Consider the following 17,935-nt stretch of genomic DNA (forward strand, 5'->3'; position numbering starts at 1 on the left):
TCGCAAACTCTTAAGCAGACAGCAAGCCATCCAGCCTTTGGTTCGGTACTTGGCTGGAAAGTTACCCCTCTAGCCGAGCTGATTTGGCGCAGCGTCCGCAAAAAGTGCAGGTCACAGAGTCGGCGGTCAAGTGCGGTTAGACGCTGTTCCAGACAGCAGCATGGCTTCTGGCCGTTCCATCTTGCCTCTCACTGGGGGCTGGGCCGGCAGCGGACGCCGAAGGTCTGGGCATCCCTGACGACCGGGCAGCGAAAGCGCCTGGAGCAGCTCGGCATCAAGGCACCAGCCCAGGAGCTCGAGGCAAACACCCGCCCACGACGCGCCTGAGCGCCTTCGAGAAGGGCGTGGCGGCCCGCACGGGCAGTTTGGGCCCCGTGAGCCGATCTCGCGTAGAACGGCTTGAGAACGGGACAGAGGCAAGCTTGGGGTGTTCCTGAGCAACACCAAGACCAGCCGGGCCAAGCTCACCACCGAACGGCTCCAGCAACTCGACGCCCTCGGACTCGACTGGGCGGCGCACACCTAGCACTGTCGGAAATGCCGCTGGTAGGAGGCCGCGCCGCCTGCTGATCCGATTCTGACGGCATCACCCGAGCGCGTCCGATGAATCACCGAACCGGCCACGCGTTCCGTCGGTCTCGAGCCGCTGTTCGCGGGAGGTCGGCATGACTGGTCTCCATGGAGGGGGAGGTACCCGGTACGCCTGCCCCGCACCGGCACGGCAAGACGCCGTCAGCGCGACGCGAAGATCACGCGGTCAGCTTCGGCCGGCGCGCGACCGCGCCCTGGTTGGCCTGCCCGAGTGTGGCCAGCCCGCCGGAGAGCGGGGCCGCGGGGATCTGCCCCAGCCGCGCGAGCACGTTGCCAGCCGCCGGGCGCCCCTGCGGGGCCCGGAAGAGGCACTCGGCGATCCCGTCCTTTAGCAGGCAGTGATCTTGGCCAGGGCATCCACGATCCTGATCTGTGCTTCGGGGCTGGTCGCCCGTTCGGCGAGGAAGAGGACCGTCTCGCCCGACGCCAGCCGCGGCAGGTCCGCCTGGTCGACGGCAGCCGTGTAGACGACCAGCGGAGTGCGGTTGAGCTGCCCGTTCGCCCGCAGCCAGTCCAAAATCCCGGCCTGATGAAGGCCCACTCGCATCAGGTCCGTCACGACCAGGTTCGGCCGCAGCTGTCCGGCGAGCGCGACGGCGTCCGCGTCGCTCGCCGCACGCACCACGTGCATTCCGCGCCGCTCCAGCGTCGAGGTCAGCGCGAGAGCGATCTCGGCGTGCTCCTCGATGAGCAGCACCCGCGGCAGATGCTGCTCGCTGTCGCGCGGCGCGAGCGCCTTCAGCAGGACGGCGGGATCGGCCCCGTACGCCGCCTCGCGCGTCGCCTGCCCGAGCCCTGCCGTGACCAGCACCGGCACCTCCGCGGCGACGGCGGCGGCCCGCAGCGACTGCAGCGCCGTGCGGGTGATCGGCCCGGTCAGCGGGTCCACGAACAGCGCCGCCGGGCAGGCGGCAATCTGCGCGTCGACCTCCTCGCGTGAACGCACGAGCACCGTCTGATAGCCGCGATCGATGAGCGCCTGCTGGGTGCCGACGTCCGGCGCCGGCCACACCAGCAGCCGACGCGGGGTGTCCAGCGGCTCGGGCTCCTCCGCGGCGTTGTAGTTCTCATATAGGGCGTCCCACCACCTGGTCCCGCCCGTCAGTTGCGTGAGCGGTACCTGCTGGGCAGGCAGGGGCTGTTCGGCGGCCGGGCAGGAGCTCACTGCGTGTTCCGAAGCTGCGGGGTCGGGGTGCGTGGCAGCCCCCCCGGCAGGCGCCAGCTGCACACGCCGGGAGGTGACGTCCTGCGGCGAGACTTGTGTGGGGGCCGACTGGCCGGCAGCAGCCGGAAGGCCTGCGACAGCAGGTCGGTCCAGCGCAGCTTGTCCCATCGACCGCTTCTGCGCCCCGAACAGCACGGCTGGTGTCCAGGCGGGCTCGATGTCGTAGAGGGGCCGTACTTCAAGCTGCTTCCCGGTCGGTGCTGCCGGCTGACTGCCAGTCTCGCGGAATGCCTGCGCCGAGGCCATGGGACGGGCATCCAACGTGCCCTCTTCCGCACGAGGATCGGGTTGCTCGCCGTCAGCCTTACTGGGAAGGGATCCGTCCATATCGGTAGGTGGCAAGGGAGAGCTGAGCCGTGTCAGGGAAGCCTGCCGCCGGGGACGCTCAAGCATCCGCCTGGCCGCCAAGAGCATCTGCAGGATTTCTGTGTTGGCCTCAGCGCGCGCCTGTCTGATCTCCTCTTCGCACCGCTCACGGGCCTCCTTCAACTCCCATGCGACGTCCTCTCGCATCAGCCTCGCCTGCTCATGCGCCTTCTGCAGCGCAACTTGCGCCCTCAGCCGCAGGATGTCCGTCTGCCGTGCCTCGTAAAGGCTCTGACGGGCCGCTTCGTCGCACTGCATCTGAAGCTGTCGCTCTGCTTCCGCGGTCTCAAGGACAAGTCGCCGCGCTCGGGCGTGAACGGCAGCAGCATCGTCCTTGGCCGCAGCCGTGATGTCAGCGCTGCGGTCACGGGCATCGAGCAGCCGCTCCTCGACCTCGGCACGCGCGCCAGCAACCAGAGCAGCAGCATCGTCCATAGCCATGGCGGTGACATCCGCGCTGCGGTCACGGGCATCGAGCAGCCGCTCCTCGACCTCGGCACGCGCGCCAGCAACCAGAGCGTCGGCCTCCAGGTGAGCAGCCGACACAAGATCCTCTGCCCGTTCGCGTTGCTGCTGTAGCTTGGCGGCGGCCTGGTCAGCTTCCCGCTTTTGCTTTTTGAGATAGGCAGCGGCCTGTTTTTTCTCAAATGCGAGTTTGCCCCACCTTCCTTCCCATTCTTTCCATAATTCCTTGTAGTCGCCGACTTCGGGGCGGGTTTGGACGAGCTGCAGGATCAGCGCGGACAGAAACTCGTTGCCAGGAAACACGTGCCCATGGAGCACGGCGGACAGAGTGCTGGGGTTCAGGCGGAACTTGTCGTTTTTTATCTTGTCGGCGTGCTCCGCCGCCGCGTCGATCAAGGATTTCTGGGTGGGGTTGCCGCACCTGATGTACAGGAGCGTCAGATCATCGGCGAACTCCTTGCGGGACCGCTCGAAACGGGCCGCCGGGTCTGCCGGCCTGGCAGGGTCTGAGGCTTCGTCCGGCACTGGTCCCCCTGGATGTCGCGCACCGAGGAACGAATTCTAGCGATGGACCACGAAGAATTGTGAAGGATCCGCGCATCGCAGATCTTCACCCGCTTTCCATGATCATTTCCTTCTGGCCTGCATATTCATCGGTTTACGAGTTAACACCTGATTCCTTGAAGCACCCCTGGTGCAACAGGAACATGAACACCCAGCGCATCCCTGCCTGGCTGTTCCGGGCTCACCCAGGGGCGCAAGAGAAGGGGCAAGAGTGAGCGAGCAGAAGACCACCACGACCACCACGCCGGCGTCGACGACCTGGCAGTTGAACCTGGGCCGGAAGGGCCTGCAGCTCCACGCCGGCCGACACCTCAGCCTGAGCCTGTCGCTCCCCGTACTGGCATGGGGCGCCAGCGTCAGCGGCCTCATCAGCACCGCCGGCCACTGGATTCAATTTCTTCCGTAACCCACCCGCCATAGCCGCTCTCCACCTCAATCGCACCACCGAGGAATCCACAGCAGCACGTGACCTGGGCACTCGAATATCTCCACCACTGGCTCCAGAGCCGGTGAAGTGAGGCCGCCCGGGAGCAGAGTGCTCCCGGGCGGCCCTGCGTGCCAGGCCGCCGCGGGCTACAGGTCGAGGACGGCGCGCAGCGCCTGGTCCACGCGGGCCATGGCCGTGGGATCGACCTCACCGTGGAGTTTCGCGCCGTCGAAACGGGCGGCCCGAAGCTGCTGGAGGTTGACGGCGACCGCGGTGCACGCGAGGGGATCGCCGATCACGACGGACATGGCCGTGTCCGGGTAGCGGCCCGCAGGGTGCAGCACGATCGCGAGGAGCGCCCCATGGGCCTCTTCCAGGCCGGTCAGGGAGACGATCAGGACGTCGCGGCCGTCGGGGAGCGTCCAGATCTCACCGCGCCTCACAGAGCGTCGCCCTCGCCCGCCAGGTCGTCGCCCAAACCGAGCGCGGCGAGCTGCTGCGCGGCGTCGAGAGTCGCGGCGCGGCGGGCGGCGCGCACCACGTAGGCATTCACGCTCAGGCCAGCCTCCAAAGCGGCCGCCTTGATCGAGGGAGCGAGGTCGTCGGGGATGCGCAGGGTCATCGTGGTGACAGACATGCCTGCAGACTAGCTACCAAATAATGGTGGCGTAACACGGTTGCGTCAACAGCTGCGCCCCCGGTCGGGCCATCAAATGGACCAGGGTAAATCCAATGACGGATAGGGATAAATCCAGGGTTTAAGACTGCTAGTGTCTGCAGTGGAGGTGAGCCCTCACATGGCGAGTCAGGAAGAGCTCTTCGCGTCGGTCGACGCACTGCTTGCAGAAGAACCGCGGCTCCCGGTCCCGGCGGAGCGAGCGCGGCTGCGTGAGGAGGCCGGCATCACTCAGGCGCGGCTGGCGCAGGTGTTGAAGACGACTCCGCAGACGGTGAAGAACTGGGAGAACGGCCGCAGCGAACCGCGCCCACCTCGTTTGGAGGCGTATCAGCGTCTGCTGGACGGATGGGCGGCGAAGTACCCGAAGACGGCCCCCGTTGCTGCGCTCCCCCCGGCGCCGGCGCCGGCCGGGGTGCCCCAGAGCTTCACCGGCGCCCCGACCGCATCCCACGCCCCCATGGGCCAGGCCGCGCAACATGTCCCCGCCCCGGAGGTTCCGGCAGCGGCTTCGCTCGCCGCAGCGCCTGCCCCTGCGTCGGCCGCACCCCGGCCAACGTCGCGCCGTCCGGCCAGCAAGGGCGCTGCGGCTCCGGTCGCCGATGCGCGCATCCCTCACGGTCCACTCGCCGTTCTGGACGGCGACGGCACCGCCTACGGCATCGGCGGAATCGTCCTGGACTGCCCCGCCACGACGGTGCCGGAGCTGGTCGAGTGGACGCTGCGCCGCTCCGGTCTCGGCGCGCCCCGGCTGCACCGGCACGGAAAGGACGCCGATCCGCTCATCGTCCTCACCCGCGAGGCAGCCCTACGGCTCGGGCTGCCCGAGCGGCTGGAGGACCGGCGCGGGCTGCGCCTGGAGGAGGGCCACCCCGTCCTCAAGCAGCTCACCCAAGCGAAGTGGAAGCTGACCCAGCGCGGGTTCGGGCCGTGGACGCGCGTCTACCGCCCGGCCAAGGGCGGCGAGCGCCAGTGCGTGCAGCTCGCCGTCGTGCCGTGGGACGCCTTCGACGCCAGGGCGTGGCCGGGCCTGGAGGGGATGAAGCCGGCTGACCTCGCCCACGTCCTTGGCGTCTACGCGACGCGCGTCCTGACCCCGCGCGGTTCGACCGCGGTCTCCGGGCTGGAGCTGATGACCGCGCTGCGCCCGCCCACTCGGGCGGTGCGCGACGCCGGCGGCGGGTGGGTGCCCGGGTACAACCCGGGCTCGCTCGGCACCGACCCGGTCGACCCGGCCCCGCCGGAGGCGCCGGCCGAACACCCCGTCGCACAAGGCTGGACCGGCGGGTTCCTGGACGAGGAGGCCTATCAGTGGATGCGTGACGTCGATCTGCTCACCGGCGCGGAGGCGGCGCTGCCGTGGGCGGTCGGCCTGGACGTCAACACCGCCTTCCTCGCCGCTGCAGCCCGCCTCACGGTGGGACTGTCCGGCCCCGAGCACCACGCCCGGCCGACGTTCGACCCGAAGATCCCCGGCTGCTGGCTGGTCGACCTCTCCCACGTCGAGGTGGATCCGCGGCTGCCGTCGCCGTTCACGCCGACCGGCGAGCGTCCGACGGGACCGGCCTGGTACGAGACGCGCACCGTCGCCTACGCCCAGGAACTCGGCTACGACGTCCACCCGCTCGAGGCCTACCTGCGCCGCGAGAGCGGCGCGTTCCTCGACCCCTGGCACGACCGCCTCAAGACCGCTTACGTCAACACCATGGCCGACCTCGGCGTGGCCGCCGGCCTCGACGACGAGGGCTTCCTCGCTGCGATGCAACAGCACAAGGACGTCGACCCGGGCATGGCTGCCGTCCTCGCCGCCGTCAAGGCCACCGTCAAAGGCGGCGTGGGCAAGCTGCGCGAGCGCCCTCAGGGACGCCACTACCGCGACGGCGAACGCTGGCCGGCCCTCGAGCGTCCCACCTGGCGGCCCGACATCCGCGCCGCCGTCATCAGCAAGGCCCGCATCAACATGCACCGCAAGATGGCCAACATGGCCAAGACGACCGGGCTGTACCCGCTCGCCGTGCTCTCCGACTGCGTCGTCTACCCCTCCCCCGGCCTCTCCCCGCTCGACTTCCTCCCCTACAGCACGTCCGGCAAGCCGCTCCCGGGTGTCTTCCGCCTCGGACCCACCCCGGGCCTGTGCAAGGTCGAAGGCGTCCAGGCAATGGCGTGGGCGGTCGACCTGATGGAACAAGGCCACAACCCCGCCCGCCACATCAAGGGCAACGGCCACGACGCCCAACTCGACGAGGGAGAGTAACCGGCTGTGGGAGACATCGACGACGCCCTCGAGCGCGCCGGGCAGGAACAGTTCACCCGCCAGCCGCCCAAGACCCTCAAGAGCCGGATCGGCTACCTGATGCGCCAACTCGGCAGCACCCGCGCCGTCGCCGCTGAGATCGGCGTCAGCCAGCGCTCCGTGGAGCGGTATCTGAAGGGCGAGCGCAAGCGGCCGCCGCTCGATGTCGCCGACCGCATCGACGCCGCCGTCCGCGCCCGCTGGCAGCCCCGCGTCCGCGACCGCGCCCGCAAACACGCCGCCACCACCACCGGAATCACCATCGAGACCCGCGCCCGCTTCGGCTACACCGCCCCCACCGGCACCACCGACGACGGACGCCTCCGACGCCTCACCGTCCACCTCCCACCGCACTACGCCCAACGCCTCTTCGATGCCCGCGCCGCCGGGGCCGGCGACGCGCAGATGCGCCACATCGTCGCCGAAGGACTCCAAGAGATCTACTTCAAAGACGGCGGCCGCCGCGCCGACCACCTCGAAGTCGAACTCAACGACATCGACTACATCGACGTCTCCTTCTAGGCGCCGGCCCGTACGCGATCCGGCGGCGCCTCACGACTGACCGGCCGGGCAGCACCGCCTGCCCGGCCTCGCGCGCGGCCCCGCCGCCGCGCGAGACAACCGGCGAGCGCTCGATCCCCCGCAGCGCTCCCCACATCCCGCCCGCTCCCTCCCTTCTTCTTCAAGGCGGGGCGCTCGTGGGGTGCTCTGAGGGGATGTCAGACCCCCGACCACGCTCAGAACAGCCTGGTGAGCAGCAGCAACGCGCAGCAGGCACGGAGACCTCGCGCAAGAGAAGGCGCAAGGGATCGTGCAGGAGATACCGCAAGAGATGTTCCCGCCGGACGGGGGTTGGGGTCGCCCGTACCGGTGTTGACGGCGGGGTCAGCTGCAGGACGCTCCGCAGAAAGCCTTGAAGGAGCCGGGCGCACAGCGCGTCCGGCTCCGGGCCGTGCACGGCCCGGGCTGGCCCTCGAGTGGCCGGTCGGCCGCGCAAGGCTGTGACCTGCGGTGGTCGGGTTCACGGTAGGGGCCTTGGTCGGCTCCCTCCGGAGGCCCGGCCAAGGTGTCGGCGGACAACTTGGTGGTGGCGGGGCGCTGCGCGGCGGAGAGCGCGGCGCGTGCATGATGTCCGCCCGCGTCCTCCGTGCCATCACCTTCGACCTGAAGTTCGTCTTCGCAACGGAGAACAAGGTCTAGGACTTCATCTTCAGCAAGCCCCCCTTCGAGGAGGGCGCCGCGGTCATCGTCGAGAGCACGGACGACAAGGGTCCCAACTCGACGGGGTTGAGACGCACCATGGTGCGGCGGAGCACTTCTTCGCCGAATGCCGTCCCAGCGGAACCCTCCTCCCTCCGGGGCCACTGAGTTGCCCGCCACGTCGGGATGGCCGACAACATCCGCCGCCCCTTCGAATGCCCGGTCGGCCGTCTGGAAGGGCAGGGGCACGAGGGCTTCGCCAAGGGGTGCGCCTGACAGTTGGTGACGTGATCAAGGAAGTGCGAAGGCGGCTGGCACGGTGGCTTGCGCGCCGCATCGCTGGTCACGTGGGGGCGTGCACGAATCTGAGGGGCGCAGGAGCGCGTGACATGCACGAGTGACGGATGCCACATGTGCGAGCCCAGTAGGGCAGAGATCCGCCACAGCTGCGTCATATGTCGTAGGCGCACTGCGTACCCCAGGGATGTACAGCGAGTGATCGAGTGCCGCGACCGGGCCACCGAAAGGCCCCCAACAGCAGTTACTCGGGCTGCAGTTCGCAGGCCAGCCGCCCATTTCGGGCATTCGTACGACAATCAACTATCCGTCAGGCGGCGTTTTAGGACCGGAGTTGGACGCCGCTGCATGGCCTTGAGCGGGTCGGTGCTGTAAGTGGGACCCGGTAAGCTCGTCTCAACATCGTCTCTCGTGGCGCAACTCGCGATCGGCTGGCCCGATCGGGGTCGATCGCCCCGCGACCGAGAGGAGGTGTTGCGAGTGGAGAACCCGCCGAACGGCGGGGAGCGCGACAACCGGAAGACCGTGAAGAAGGTCTTGGGCTGGTTGGCACTCCAGGCACTGGGTGCCTGGCTGCGCCACCAGATCGAGAATCTCTTCTGAACGGCGAAGGCCCCCTGCTGTAACAGAGGGCCCTCCGGGAGGCTAGCTCCCACACGCCGGCCCTGTGCCCCCGCCAACGGCGTCGAGAACCGTGGGGGTGCAGGGCCACTTTCGTACGGTGTAGGCGGACCACACGCGATCCCCATACCGTGCGGCCTACGGCGTCCAACGTCGCGCATTTCCGCAGGCAGATCTACCAGTTCTGCCACTTAAAGTCACAATACTGCAGGTCAGAATGCCTGCGCGGGCCTGATGAGACGTTAGCCTCACCTCTCAAAGGTACCCTTAAAATGGTCCCAACGACGAGAAAGGGCACCCAGATGGGACGTGGCTTGGCTGATTTCAGCCCTTCCAAGCTGCGGGCTCACCGCATGAACGTCTACGCGCGTTCCGACATGCAGGCGATGACAGCCGAGGAACTGGCGAACGCCGTCGGAGCGACGAAGACCCAGATCCTCGCGTACGAGAACGGACACCGGGTGCCGGACCCTCCAAGGATCCGAGCGCTCGCACACGCGCTGAATCTCCATCCGTGGGTCCTCATGAACTCTGACGACCGCGAGCAGTGGGCGATCGCCGATATGCGCAGGGCGTGCGGACTGCGCGCCGAGGACGTCGTGCGCGAACTCGGGGTCGCTCCGAAGAACTACCGCAGGTTCGAGGTCGAGGGCATCGTGCCCAGCCGGCGGCCACGGTTCCTCGATGAGGTGGCCGACGTCTTCGGCATACCCCGACGCATCCTTGAGCTGGGCATGGACCACACGCCGGCCGTGCTCACACGCCTGCGCCGAACCCGTGAAATCGTCCCCGCCCTTGCCGACCGGTACGTGTCGGCCCCCGGGCGGTGGCTGGGCCCTGATCCCGCCGACCCAGATCTGCTCGAGCTCGCCGCGCTGTACGGACGCCCCCTGCACCGGATACGACGCGTCATGACCCATGAGCTGGGGGAGCTGAGGCAGAAACAGGTTCGAGGCCTGCGGGAACGAGCCATCGCCGAGTTCGACACCAACCGGGAGCGCCAGGCGAACGCCGAGCTCGCGGTTCGTCGCTGGACGACCATCGTCGCCAAAGACCTGGGTCGGATTCCCGGACGTCTCGAGCGATTTCACCGCAACGCCCAGCCGTCAGACGTCTGGCAGCTGCTCGTAGACCTCTACAACGTCGATGCCGCCGACCGGCCCGACGGCATGTGGGCTGTCTCGAAGCTCGTCACGGACGACACCAGCGTGCTGCCTCGCCACCTCGTCGAACAACGCGTCCTCGAGGACATCGCGGTCTGCAGGCTCACAAAAGCCGGCACCGCCCACGTCAGCGGCTTCGCCGGGTTGTACGCCTCTCTCTACCCAGTACCTCGCCGCCCGGTGAGGCCGACCCGCGTCACAGGACGTAAAACGCCCATCCAAGCCAGCTTCACCCTGCCCGCACGGAGCGAGCGGCTGGTCATCCCCCAGCCAGCACTCGAAGAACTGCAACCATCATCGACGAAGCCGAACATCGTGGAACTGGGGCCCCGGCTTGTCCTCACCGTCTGGCAGAACTCCCTGACCGTCGGCCCGGCGTCGCCTGACACAGACGCCTTACTGCCCAAACAGCCCAACTCCCCCGACGACCTCCTCGCTCCGCAGGACCGCCGCTAAGCGCCTGAACTACCCAGCGCGGCCACGTCGGCCGAAGATACCGCCGCCCTCGGTCGGCAGCTGGTCGTCCTGCTCCGGACGGCTTCGGCGGCGCGCTGGCGGTGGTTGAGGCAGGGGCGGCACTCGCCGCCGGGTGTCACGCCGGCTTCCGGGTAGGCGTAGCGCTGGCAGGTCGGGCACGCCCACTTGGCGGCTTCCATCCGGCGGCGGTGCTCTTCCTGCTCCTGGCGGGCACGCTCGAGTTCGGCCCTCGCGGGCCTGGCGGCGGCGGGCGGTCGAGCGGATGTTGCAGGCGTAGAAGTCGTCGAGCGCGTCCGTGAGGGACTGCCAGCTCGAATGACCATAGCGCCACCACACGGGGTCGTGCGGGCCGTGCTCGGCGAGTTGCTTCAAGGTGGTGGCCAGCAGCGGCACCTTGCCGTCGTAGCCGCGGTAGCCGTCCGGCTTCTCGCCCTCGGGGGCGTGGCGGTCGCCGTCCCAGTGCCCGCGCCAGTGATCCCGGGCCAGTCCACCGACCTCGCGCTTGCGGCCTGCCCGACGCTCTTCGTGAAGACGAGCGCCACCGGCGGGTAGCCGTCGCGGCCGGTGGCCGGCCACACGGTCCGCCACAGCGCGACGTCCCGCCCGTTGCCCGTCCTCCCGGCGCACCCTCCCGTCGGGGCGGCCCTTTGTCCAGCCCTGATCATGCAGGACAGAGGGGCTGTCGAGGCGCAGCCGGAGCCCGGAACTCCGTGGTGAGTTGCGCAGACACGGGCCGTGCGAACGTCGGGCACCGCAGGGGGAACGCAGGGGAAACGACAGGAACAATCGCAGAAAGCCGGTGCGTCGTGCCCGGACCCCTTGTCCATCCCGGCCCCCGGCGGCCGTGCGCATGCTGCGCCGCACCGGCCGCGACGACGGCGGCGGCCAGGAGCACGAGCAGCCGCCCGGCGCACTGGGCTCACCGGCCGGCGGTGCCGGCGACGGTGGTGACCGCGGCGACCAGCACCGCCGCCCCGGCCAGCGCGACCGTGACCGGCTGCGTGAGCACCGGGCACCGGTAGACGGCGTAGCCGAGCAGGCCGACGACTATCAGGCCGACCAGGACCAGCAGCAGGACTACCAGCAGAGCAAGCGTGGACACGAGATTCCCCCTCGGGGTTCAGGCATGCCCCGAACCAGGGCATGCGGAAGTCGGCGGTGGAGCGTGGGAGTTGCCTGGCCCTCGCGTCTGGGCCAGGCGGTCCGAAGTTGGCGGCGTCATGGTCGTCGGCACGGGGGCTAGCCCCGCAACCCAGCCCTGACCAGGCCGTTCATAGGCACTTGCGTTCCTAGTCACCCGAGGTGGCGGAGCGCCGGGCGTTCCTATCACCCCCTCGGTCCTGCACGAGTCCCCCGCCGCCCCGGTGATGAGGCGGCGGGGGCGCTGTAGTGCACGAGAGCGGGAGGGCGTCGACCGCATCGGGCAGCAGCGGCGGGAGCCGGGAGTTCATCGCCTCGCCGCTCCTTAAGGGTCCGCCGGAGCGCCGGGCCGGGGCGGTGAGGGAGAACGTCACCGCGCCTCTCGGGGCGAGCCGCCAGAAGCGGCCAAGCCCGGTCCGGCGCGGTGGTGCGGACCAGGCGGCGCGGACCGACAGGATGGGGCGATGACCGACCGCCGCCGCCCGCTGGGCACCGGACCCCGCACCGCCGACACCGAGCTGCCCGACGCACCACGCGCCCGGCTCGCCGCCGAACGCCTCGAAACACCAGCAGCCGCGGACCCCACCCCGGAGCCCGCGCAGCCGGCCGGACGCCGCGCCCTGGGCACCGGACCCGCCGGACCCGCCCCGGTCCACCCACACGCGTAAGGCGCGCATGTTTCGCACCCGCGAGGCCGTGCCGCAGCCGTGACGACGACGATGACAACCGGCCCGTGACCGCGGCTGACGGCTCTCCGCACCCATCTGGCACCCCCTCCAAGGCCCGACACCACCGTCAGCTGGCACCAGTCCTCGCAGCCGTAAACCGATTCGGCCCGGTGCAGCGGCGGCTGCCGGACGACGCTGCAGCGGCGTGCTTCCAGCGATCACGCATGCCCTGGGGGGACATCACCCCGCCCGGCCGCATCGCCTCGTCACCAGGCGGCAGCTACTCCGTCCTGGCAGCACCGAACACGGCAGAACGACTGAGAACAGGGAAGGACGAGGAAGTCGTTCGGCCGAACACGGACTGCGCGGAGTTTGTTCGATACAAGCAGGTCAGAGCCTTGCCGAACCCAAAGTCGAAGCATGACCACACCTCAGAGCACGCCACCGTTCCTGTCCCTGCACACCGCCGTCATCCTGCTCATCGCGTTCGTCTTCGGCACCGTCATGGGCATCCTGACCGCTCTCACCGGTGTCCCCGTAGCCGGCGCCATCGCCGCGGGACTGACCAGCGCCGCCGCCAACATCCCCGTCCTGCGCACCCTCATCCGGTGACCACACAGGCGGGCAGCAGCCAGTCGGCGCCACACGGCGTTCGCCCGCCTTCACGGCGACATCGCGGCCGGACCGACCGGGTCAGTCACTGATCCGTCGGCCCGGCCGTACGCGCGAGACCCTCACCGGCTCTACCGACGATGTCCTGATGGCCGACACGGGTGCCGACCTCCAGGGCGTGCGCGAAGTGCAGGCCTGCCAGCACGGCGTCGCCGGCACGCTCGGCACACCAAGCGGCGTTGACCAGGCTCCAGCCTGCCAGGACGTCGTCCGGGGACGTCAGGCCGATCTGCACCGCGGCCTCGTAATGCTCGCGCTCTTGACGCGTGTTGCCCTGCTCCCGCTCCCACTCGGCCAACTCATGATGGGTCCAGCCGGCGGCTTTTTGGCAGCCGTCGGAATCCGCCACGGCCAGGGCCTGCTCGAGGAACTTCTTGGCCACCGCCGGCTTGCGGCGTCTGCGCCAGTAGACGCCGAAGTTGTAAAGGCACCAGGCCTTCAGGAGCACATCATTGGTCTCGTCGGCGATCCGATCGGCCCGGGTGAAGAACTTCAGCGCCAACTCACGGTGGCCCTCCCGCCAGGAGCAGGAACCCAGCCCGTCCCAGGCCCAGCCCTCCTGGCCTCGGGCGCGGCGCGCGATCGCAAGATCGAGAGCGGACCGGAAGTACTCCTCGGCCTCCTCGAGCGCACCCGCATCACGCACGCTCTTCCCCCGCTGCAGCAGGGCCTCGATGTCAGCGATGACGGGATCCGGTTTGCTGCGCGGGCTCTGACGCGGCGGCTTGGCCCTCTTGATGGCCGCCCAGCGCTCGAACCAGGCGTTGAGGACCGGATCGTCGTTGGCTGGCGGGATGCAGCGGCGGCCCGGGCCGTCCCAGGACATCAGGGTACGCACGAGCACAAGCAGCTTCTCCGCTTCCGCGTATTTCGTGCCGCTGAACAACGCATGCAGCGTCGCGGGCGGGAGCCGCACGCCCTCGTCGGCGAACAGCTGCGCCGCCCGCTTCTCGATCACTCGCAACGACGGGGCGCCCGCCCTCAACCGCAACTCGTTCAGCTCGCCGGCCTGCTCCCGCAGCAGCCCCTCGTACGTAACGGCACCCTCCCCCGGTCCCTGCTCCTGCGCCATCGCCACCCCCGAACCCGCCGCCGTGCACGCAAGGTTAGAACCGGCGCGGGCGTACAGCACCGAACTTCACGGAACAATCGCGAACAGCGAGAACCAGACGCTGCAGGCCTTCGAGACATGGGTAACGAACTGTCAATCCCTGACGTAGCAGGTCAGAACGGGTGCGAGCGAAAGCGACGTGCGCCAGCCCGGTGCCTGTGAGGCGGGCCTCGCTCAGCAGAGGCCCGCCTGTCGCCGGGTTCGCGGGAATGATCCTGTCTGTAACGGTCTCTGATGCCCAGTGAGCAGGCGCCCGCTGGATCAAGGCAGGTCGAAACGGTGGGCGCGTGGCATCAGGGGCGCTCTCTGCCCGTTCTACGGACCGCCTGGAGTTCGGTCTTCAGGCGAGCTCTCAGTCGTGGTCCCATGACCATATTGGCCATGCGAACCCACTGTGTGATCGTGCGCCGACCGATGCACGTCGACGGATAGTCACCGCAGGTCACAGCGCTACGCAGCCCATCGGATGCCGATTACGCAGAGAGCAGGACCAGGACTTGGTTCTCGGGCCCCGACCGGCTGGTGGAGAGCGGGCGGCGCAACCCGGGTGCGTGTCCGACTGCGCAAGCCGATGCAGCCCGATGCGCAGCGCCGTCGCTCACCAGCCGCGCTAAGCGCAGTGACTGCGCAAACGCAGCGCACCCGGCGTCAACGGGGCATCTTCAAAAAGTCGATGCGAAATGAATTGACTGTCACCACCACGGCTCTTTTCGTGAGGGGCGGCGCGAGACTCAAGGACTATCCGCTCCCGCGCGACGAGTGTGGAATGTTCCTGCTGTGCCACAGAGTCTCGGAGTCCTTCGCAGACCCCGCGCGCCGCAGCTCCGACGCCGCGGCTTCAAGAAGGGGGTGCCGATAAAAAATGAGGTCAGAGTGTTGTACCTGGTCGTGCAACAACTTCGAGCGACAGTCGCTTGAGCTAGTGCTCACTTCGGTTGCAGATCGAGCAACGAGCCCCTTCCAGGGTCATATTTGTTTCGCCGCGTGAGATCTTTATTTCCTCTTTCGAGACAAAATCCGGGCCTCCAGAATTCCCTTAAGGCTTTTTCGCGAGCATGGCTTTGAAGGGGGTTTCAATGTTTCGTTTCTTTACGGGCAGGCGGGGGCTGGGATGGGCGGGCCGGCCGGCTCGGACTGTCGTGGAGCTTTCCGTCGCCGCCCTGACAGTGGCTGTGGTGGCGTTCGCTCCGGTTGCGCAGCCGGAGGCCGTCTCGTGGTCTGTGGAGCAGGTGAGCGGGGCGTCGGCTCCGCAGGCCGGCGTGCACTCTGCACCTATGGGAACGGTGCAGGTGCAGCCGTCGCCGTCCCCGTCTCAGGAGCAGGCTCCGGTCACCGTGCAGCAGCCTCCCGGTGTCAGTGGGTATGTGCCGGTGGAGTATCTGCTGCCGTTGGTCGGCCTGATCCTGATCTTCTTTGCTGCCTCCCGCCCCGGGGGGCGTGCTGCGATGAAGGCGGTGCTGGAGGTGCTGTTCGGTCCGGGTGGTGGCGGGACGCCGCCGTCGGGACCGTGATCCGTAGCCGGGGGCGGGCCAGCCTTGTGCCTGCCCCCGGTGCACGGGCCCTGTGGTGAGGGCGGGGCTCGGCGGGGCGGCATTGGGGAAACGGCGCGCGAGCGGGCGGATGTCCAGCATGCTGGGTCTCCCTGATCTGCCGCGTGTGGCTGTCGTCTGGTTGTCAGGGATCCCGGTGACTGCAGGAGCGGGCTGCCCGGGTGGAGCGGGGGAAGGTGCGACGTGAGCGAGGTGTCGGACGCAGGGCCTGGCAAGGAACTCGAGGTCCGCGGCGTGGGGCGTCCGCCGCAGCTCGATGATTCTGCGCCCTCGCAGAGCCAGGAGCTGGCTGTGCTGCTGCGGCGTTTGGTGTTCGACCCGTTGAAAGGACACGGGTACGGCTTCCGGGAGATCGGTGGTGCTCTGGGAGCCGGGTACAGCACGGCGACGGTGTCGCGGGTCTCGCGTGCGACGAAGGTGCCGACCTTTGCGGAGCTCGATCAGCTCATGAAGTTCGCCGCGGAGGTCACCGGGACGGAGTTCGGCCTCGATGAGCAGATGGCGGTCCGGGCGGCACATCTGGCTGCGCTGAAGGCCACAGGGTCGTCGTTGTATGAGCTGTTCATGGCTGAGCAGGCGTGCCAGGCCTACCGGCTGGAGTGTGAGCGGGTGGGGCGCATCCAGCAGGAGCTGCGGGCGGAGCTGGTGCTGGCGCACCGGCTGCTGCACCGGGCGCGGCACCGGGAGGCGGCGCAGAGGGCGTCGGCGGCGCGGGAGCGCCAGGAGGGCGAGCGTAGGGCGGTCCGGCTTGAGCGGACGCGGGCGGCGTTGGAGGAAGCCCGGACGTCAGCGGTGCTGGAGGTGGCGGCACGGCGGGCGGAGATCATGTCTGTGCGGCAGGCGCTGGCGCAGGCGCAGGCGTTGAACCGGCAGGCGGAGCTGCGGCTGGCGGGGGCGCGTCGGGAGCTCGCGGAGGCGCAGGAGCAGCTGCAGGCGGAGGTCGCGGGCGGCCAGGCTGTGGCGCAGGAGTTGTCCGTGGTGACGGCGACCCTGCAGCAGGTGCGGGCGGAGCGTGACGCGCTGCGGGAGGAGGAGGCGCGGCGGGCGGTGCTCGATGAGGCCGGTGCGGCCGTGCACCGGGCGCACCGGGAGATGTCCGAGGAGGAGGCTCTTGTCGGCGCCGTGCCCGGGCAGGGCGGTGGGCAGCCCGAGGACGCGGGGGTCAGCGATGACGTGTTGCAGGCGGCGCTGTTCGGGTCGGAGGAGGAGCTGGCGGATCTGCTGGCGGACCTCGGCGACCGGGGCGACAGCCAGGCCCTGGCACTGATCCTGGACACGGCCGCCTCGCGGCCTGCCGTGGAGATCTGCACTCTGCTGCAGGCGCTCGGTGAGGCCGGCTACTGGCGGTACAAGGAGCAGCTGCTCAGGTATGCGGCGGAGCAGCCGGCCGCGTCCGTGGTGGAGTTGCTGCGCGCACTTGAGCGCAGTGAGGCGCTGACAGACATCGGCCTCGTCTTCGATGCCGCCGCTGTGGGCGATGTCAGCACGCTGGTGCGCTATCTGCTGCAGCAGGATTTACGGGTCTACGCGGCACGCCTGCTGGATGCCGCCGTGCGCAGAAGGCCCGTCAAGGATGTCGTGGCACTGCTCACGGTCCTCGAGGCGGATGGCCGACGTCACGAGGCCGACGGCCTCGTCCGCGACGCGGCCACGCACCGCAGTCCCCGAGACGTGCTCACCCTTCTCGGCCAGCTCGAAGAACTGCCCGAGGCGATCCACTACCTCGATGTGACTCTGGGCGCTGCTGCTTTCCGCAAGCCCCAGGCGATCGCCGCGTTACACCGGCAGCTCGCCGACGCCGGGAAGAGCGCTCTGGCGGCGCTGCTCTTGGACCACGCCTCGCGGTGGCAGGAAGTGGCGGGCGTTGCCGAGACCGTCGCCCTCCTGGTCGCCGACGCTGCTGACGGCGCCGGGCTGCGCCAGGTCCTGGAGCCCTTCGTGCATCACCGTGGCGAGCTGCTCTGGCAGTTGCTGACGCATCTGGTGACCTGGTCCCATGCGGCGGTCGCCGAAGTGCTGCGCCTGCTCGGGCAGACGCTGCCGCCTGACGGCCTCGCCCCGCTCGCCCGGCGCACCGCCGAGTTCCTGCCCGCTCTGGCCCTCGAGGAGGGAGCACCACCGCACGACGGAGCCGACATCCTGCTCGGTCAAGCCGCCACCCGCGAGGGCGCTCACATCGCGGATCTCGTCCAGCTCCTCGGCGACACAAGCCCGCACGCGGCGGAAGCGCTGATCAAGCACGCGCTGAAGCGGCCGCCGGCTGACGCTGCCCGCACCGTGACAGTCCTGCTGTCAGCGGGCACGGACGCACAGGCACTGATCCGGCTGGCGATCTGAGGTTCCCCCGCTGCGCGGGAGGTGCTGACTAGCTGGTCAGGGCGGGTTGACGTGGTTTCAGGTTCACTTGTTCAGCCGTTGCCTGGTTGGCG

General features: G+C 69.1%; 16 protein-coding genes and 1 pseudogene. 12 read left to right on the top strand and 5 right to left on the bottom strand.

Annotated features, from left to right (window positions below; all coding sequences use genetic code 11):
• Window positions 1-427 precede the first annotated feature (427 nt).
• Complete coding sequence (locus ABT300_RS21105) at window positions 428-526, top strand: helicase (protein ID WP_351677861.1); 99 nt, start codon at window positions 428-430, stop codon at window positions 524-526.
• 393 nt (window positions 527-919) lie between these two features.
• Here ABT300_RS21105 and ABT300_RS21110 read toward each other — a convergent pair.
• Window positions 920-1,636 (bottom strand): annotated as a pseudogene (locus ABT300_RS21110) (response regulator); the annotation flags it as partial.
• Window positions 1,637-3,422: 1,786 nt separating this feature from the next.
• Between ABT300_RS21110 and ABT300_RS21115 the strand changes: the two are divergent.
• Window positions 3,423-3,617, top strand: a complete 195-nt coding sequence (locus ABT300_RS21115; protein ID WP_351677864.1) for a hypothetical protein — start codon at window positions 3,423-3,425, stop codon at window positions 3,615-3,617.
• Window positions 3,618-3,784: 167 nt separating this feature from the next.
• On the opposite strand, the gene ABT300_RS21120 is transcribed toward ABT300_RS21115, so the two are convergent.
• Window positions 3,785-4,081, bottom strand: a complete 297-nt coding sequence (locus ABT300_RS21120; protein WP_351677867.1) for a hypothetical protein — start codon at window positions 4,079-4,081, stop codon at window positions 3,785-3,787.
• The gene (locus ABT300_RS21125) at window positions 4,078-4,275 is read right to left on the bottom strand and encodes a YlcI/YnfO family protein (RefSeq protein ID WP_351677869.1); all 198 of its coding nucleotides are present in this window, start codon (window positions 4,273-4,275) and stop codon (window positions 4,078-4,080) included. Before ABT300_RS21125 ends, ABT300_RS21120 begins: the two co-directional genes overlap by 4 nt.
• Before the next feature lie 160 nt (window positions 4,276-4,435).
• Here ABT300_RS21125 and tap point away from each other — a divergent pair, with 160 nt between their 5' ends.
• The 6 genes from tap (at window position 4,436) to ABT300_RS21155 (ending at window position 10,917) form a co-directional block, all read left to right on the top strand.
• Entirely contained in the window at window positions 4,436-6,568 is a 2,133-nt protein-coding gene (gene tap, locus ABT300_RS21130) for a telomere-associated protein Tap (RefSeq protein ID WP_351677872.1), read from the top strand.
• Between the two features lie 6 nt (window positions 6,569-6,574).
• Window positions 6,575-7,129 (top strand): telomere-protecting terminal protein Tpg, encoded by a 555-nt coding sequence (tpg, locus tag ABT300_RS21135; protein ID WP_351677874.1) that lies wholly within the window; start codon window positions 6,575-6,577, stop codon window positions 7,127-7,129.
• A 513-nt stretch (window positions 7,130-7,642) separates the two neighbouring features.
• Complete coding sequence (locus tag ABT300_RS21140) at window positions 7,643-7,807, top strand: hypothetical protein (protein WP_351677877.1); 165 nt, start codon at window positions 7,643-7,645, stop codon at window positions 7,805-7,807.
• 708 nt (window positions 7,808-8,515) lie between these two features.
• Window positions 8,516-8,707 carry a hypothetical protein gene (locus ABT300_RS21145; RefSeq protein ID WP_351677880.1) on the top strand — a complete coding sequence of 64 codons (192 nt, stop codon included), beginning with the start codon at window positions 8,516-8,518 and terminating at the stop codon, window positions 8,705-8,707.
• Between the two features lie 332 nt (window positions 8,708-9,039).
• The gene (locus tag ABT300_RS21150) at window positions 9,040-10,344 is read left to right on the top strand and encodes a helix-turn-helix domain-containing protein (protein ID WP_351677882.1); all 1,305 of its coding nucleotides are present in this window, start codon (window positions 9,040-9,042) and stop codon (window positions 10,342-10,344) included.
• Window positions 10,345-10,680: 336 nt separating this feature from the next.
• Window positions 10,681-10,917: a hypothetical protein gene (locus ABT300_RS21155; RefSeq protein WP_351677885.1), complete on the top strand. Its 237-nt coding sequence runs from the start codon at window positions 10,681-10,683 to the stop codon at window positions 10,915-10,917.
• 367 nt (window positions 10,918-11,284) lie between these two features.
• Here ABT300_RS21155 and ABT300_RS21160 read toward each other — a convergent pair whose 3' ends face one another.
• On the bottom strand, window positions 11,285-11,467 hold the full coding sequence (locus ABT300_RS21160) for a hypothetical protein (protein WP_351677887.1): 183 nt from the start codon (window positions 11,465-11,467) through the stop codon (window positions 11,285-11,287).
• Between the two features lie 502 nt (window positions 11,468-11,969).
• Here ABT300_RS21160 and ABT300_RS21165 point away from each other — a divergent pair.
• Window positions 11,970-12,173: a hypothetical protein gene (locus ABT300_RS21165; RefSeq protein ID WP_351677890.1), complete on the top strand. Its 204-nt coding sequence runs from the start codon at window positions 11,970-11,972 to the stop codon at window positions 12,171-12,173.
• 420 nt (window positions 12,174-12,593) lie between these two features.
• The gene (locus ABT300_RS21170; protein ID WP_351677892.1) at window positions 12,594-12,785 is read left to right on the top strand and encodes a hypothetical protein; all 192 of its coding nucleotides are present in this window, start codon (window positions 12,594-12,596) and stop codon (window positions 12,783-12,785) included.
• Window positions 12,786-12,870: 85 nt separating this feature from the next.
• On the opposite strand, the gene ABT300_RS21175 is transcribed toward ABT300_RS21170, so the two are convergent.
• Window positions 12,871-13,917 carry a tetratricopeptide repeat protein gene (locus ABT300_RS21175; protein WP_351677893.1) on the bottom strand — a complete coding sequence of 349 codons (1,047 nt, stop codon included), beginning with the start codon at window positions 13,915-13,917 and terminating at the stop codon, window positions 12,871-12,873.
• A 1,313-nt stretch (window positions 13,918-15,230) separates the two neighbouring features.
• Between ABT300_RS21175 and ABT300_RS21180 the strand changes: the two genes are divergently transcribed.
• Window positions 15,231-15,467, top strand: a complete 237-nt coding sequence (locus ABT300_RS21180) for a hypothetical protein (protein WP_351677896.1) — start codon at window positions 15,231-15,233, stop codon at window positions 15,465-15,467.
• Between the two features lie 222 nt (window positions 15,468-15,689).
• On the top strand, window positions 15,690-17,843 hold the full coding sequence (locus ABT300_RS21185) for a coiled-coil domain-containing protein (protein ID WP_351677899.1): 2,154 nt from the start codon (window positions 15,690-15,692) through the stop codon (window positions 17,841-17,843).
• Window positions 17,844-17,935 lie beyond the last annotated feature (92 nt).

The sequence above is a fragment of the Streptomyces sp. NPDC001027 genome (assembly GCF_040299045.1).
Taxonomy (GTDB): domain Bacteria; phylum Actinomycetota; class Actinomycetes; order Streptomycetales; family Streptomycetaceae; genus Streptomyces.

What these genes read in the sequence shown, in the direction of transcription:
- ABT300_RS21175 (WP_351677893.1), bottom strand. Translation starts at nt 13,917, where the DNA reads ATGGCGCAGGAGCAGGGACCGGGGGAGGGTGCCGTTACGTACGAGGGG.
- ABT300_RS21155 (WP_351677885.1), top strand. Translation starts at nt 10,681, where the DNA reads ATGACCATAGCGCCACCACACGGGGTCGTGCGGGCCGTGCTCGGCGAG.
- ABT300_RS21125 (WP_351677869.1), bottom strand. Translation starts at nt 4,275, where the DNA reads ATGTCTGTCACCACGATGACCCTGCGCATCCCCGACGACCTCGCTCCC.
- tap (WP_351677872.1), top strand. Translation starts at nt 4,436, where the DNA reads ATGGCGAGTCAGGAAGAGCTCTTCGCGTCGGTCGACGCACTGCTTGCA.
- ABT300_RS21165 (WP_351677890.1), top strand. Translation starts at nt 11,970, where the DNA reads ATGACCGACCGCCGCCGCCCGCTGGGCACCGGACCCCGCACCGCCGAC.
- ABT300_RS21180 (WP_351677896.1), top strand. Translation starts at nt 15,231, where the DNA reads ATGGGAACGGTGCAGGTGCAGCCGTCGCCGTCCCCGTCTCAGGAGCAG.
- ABT300_RS21170 (WP_351677892.1), top strand. Translation starts at nt 12,594, where the DNA reads ATGACCACACCTCAGAGCACGCCACCGTTCCTGTCCCTGCACACCGCC.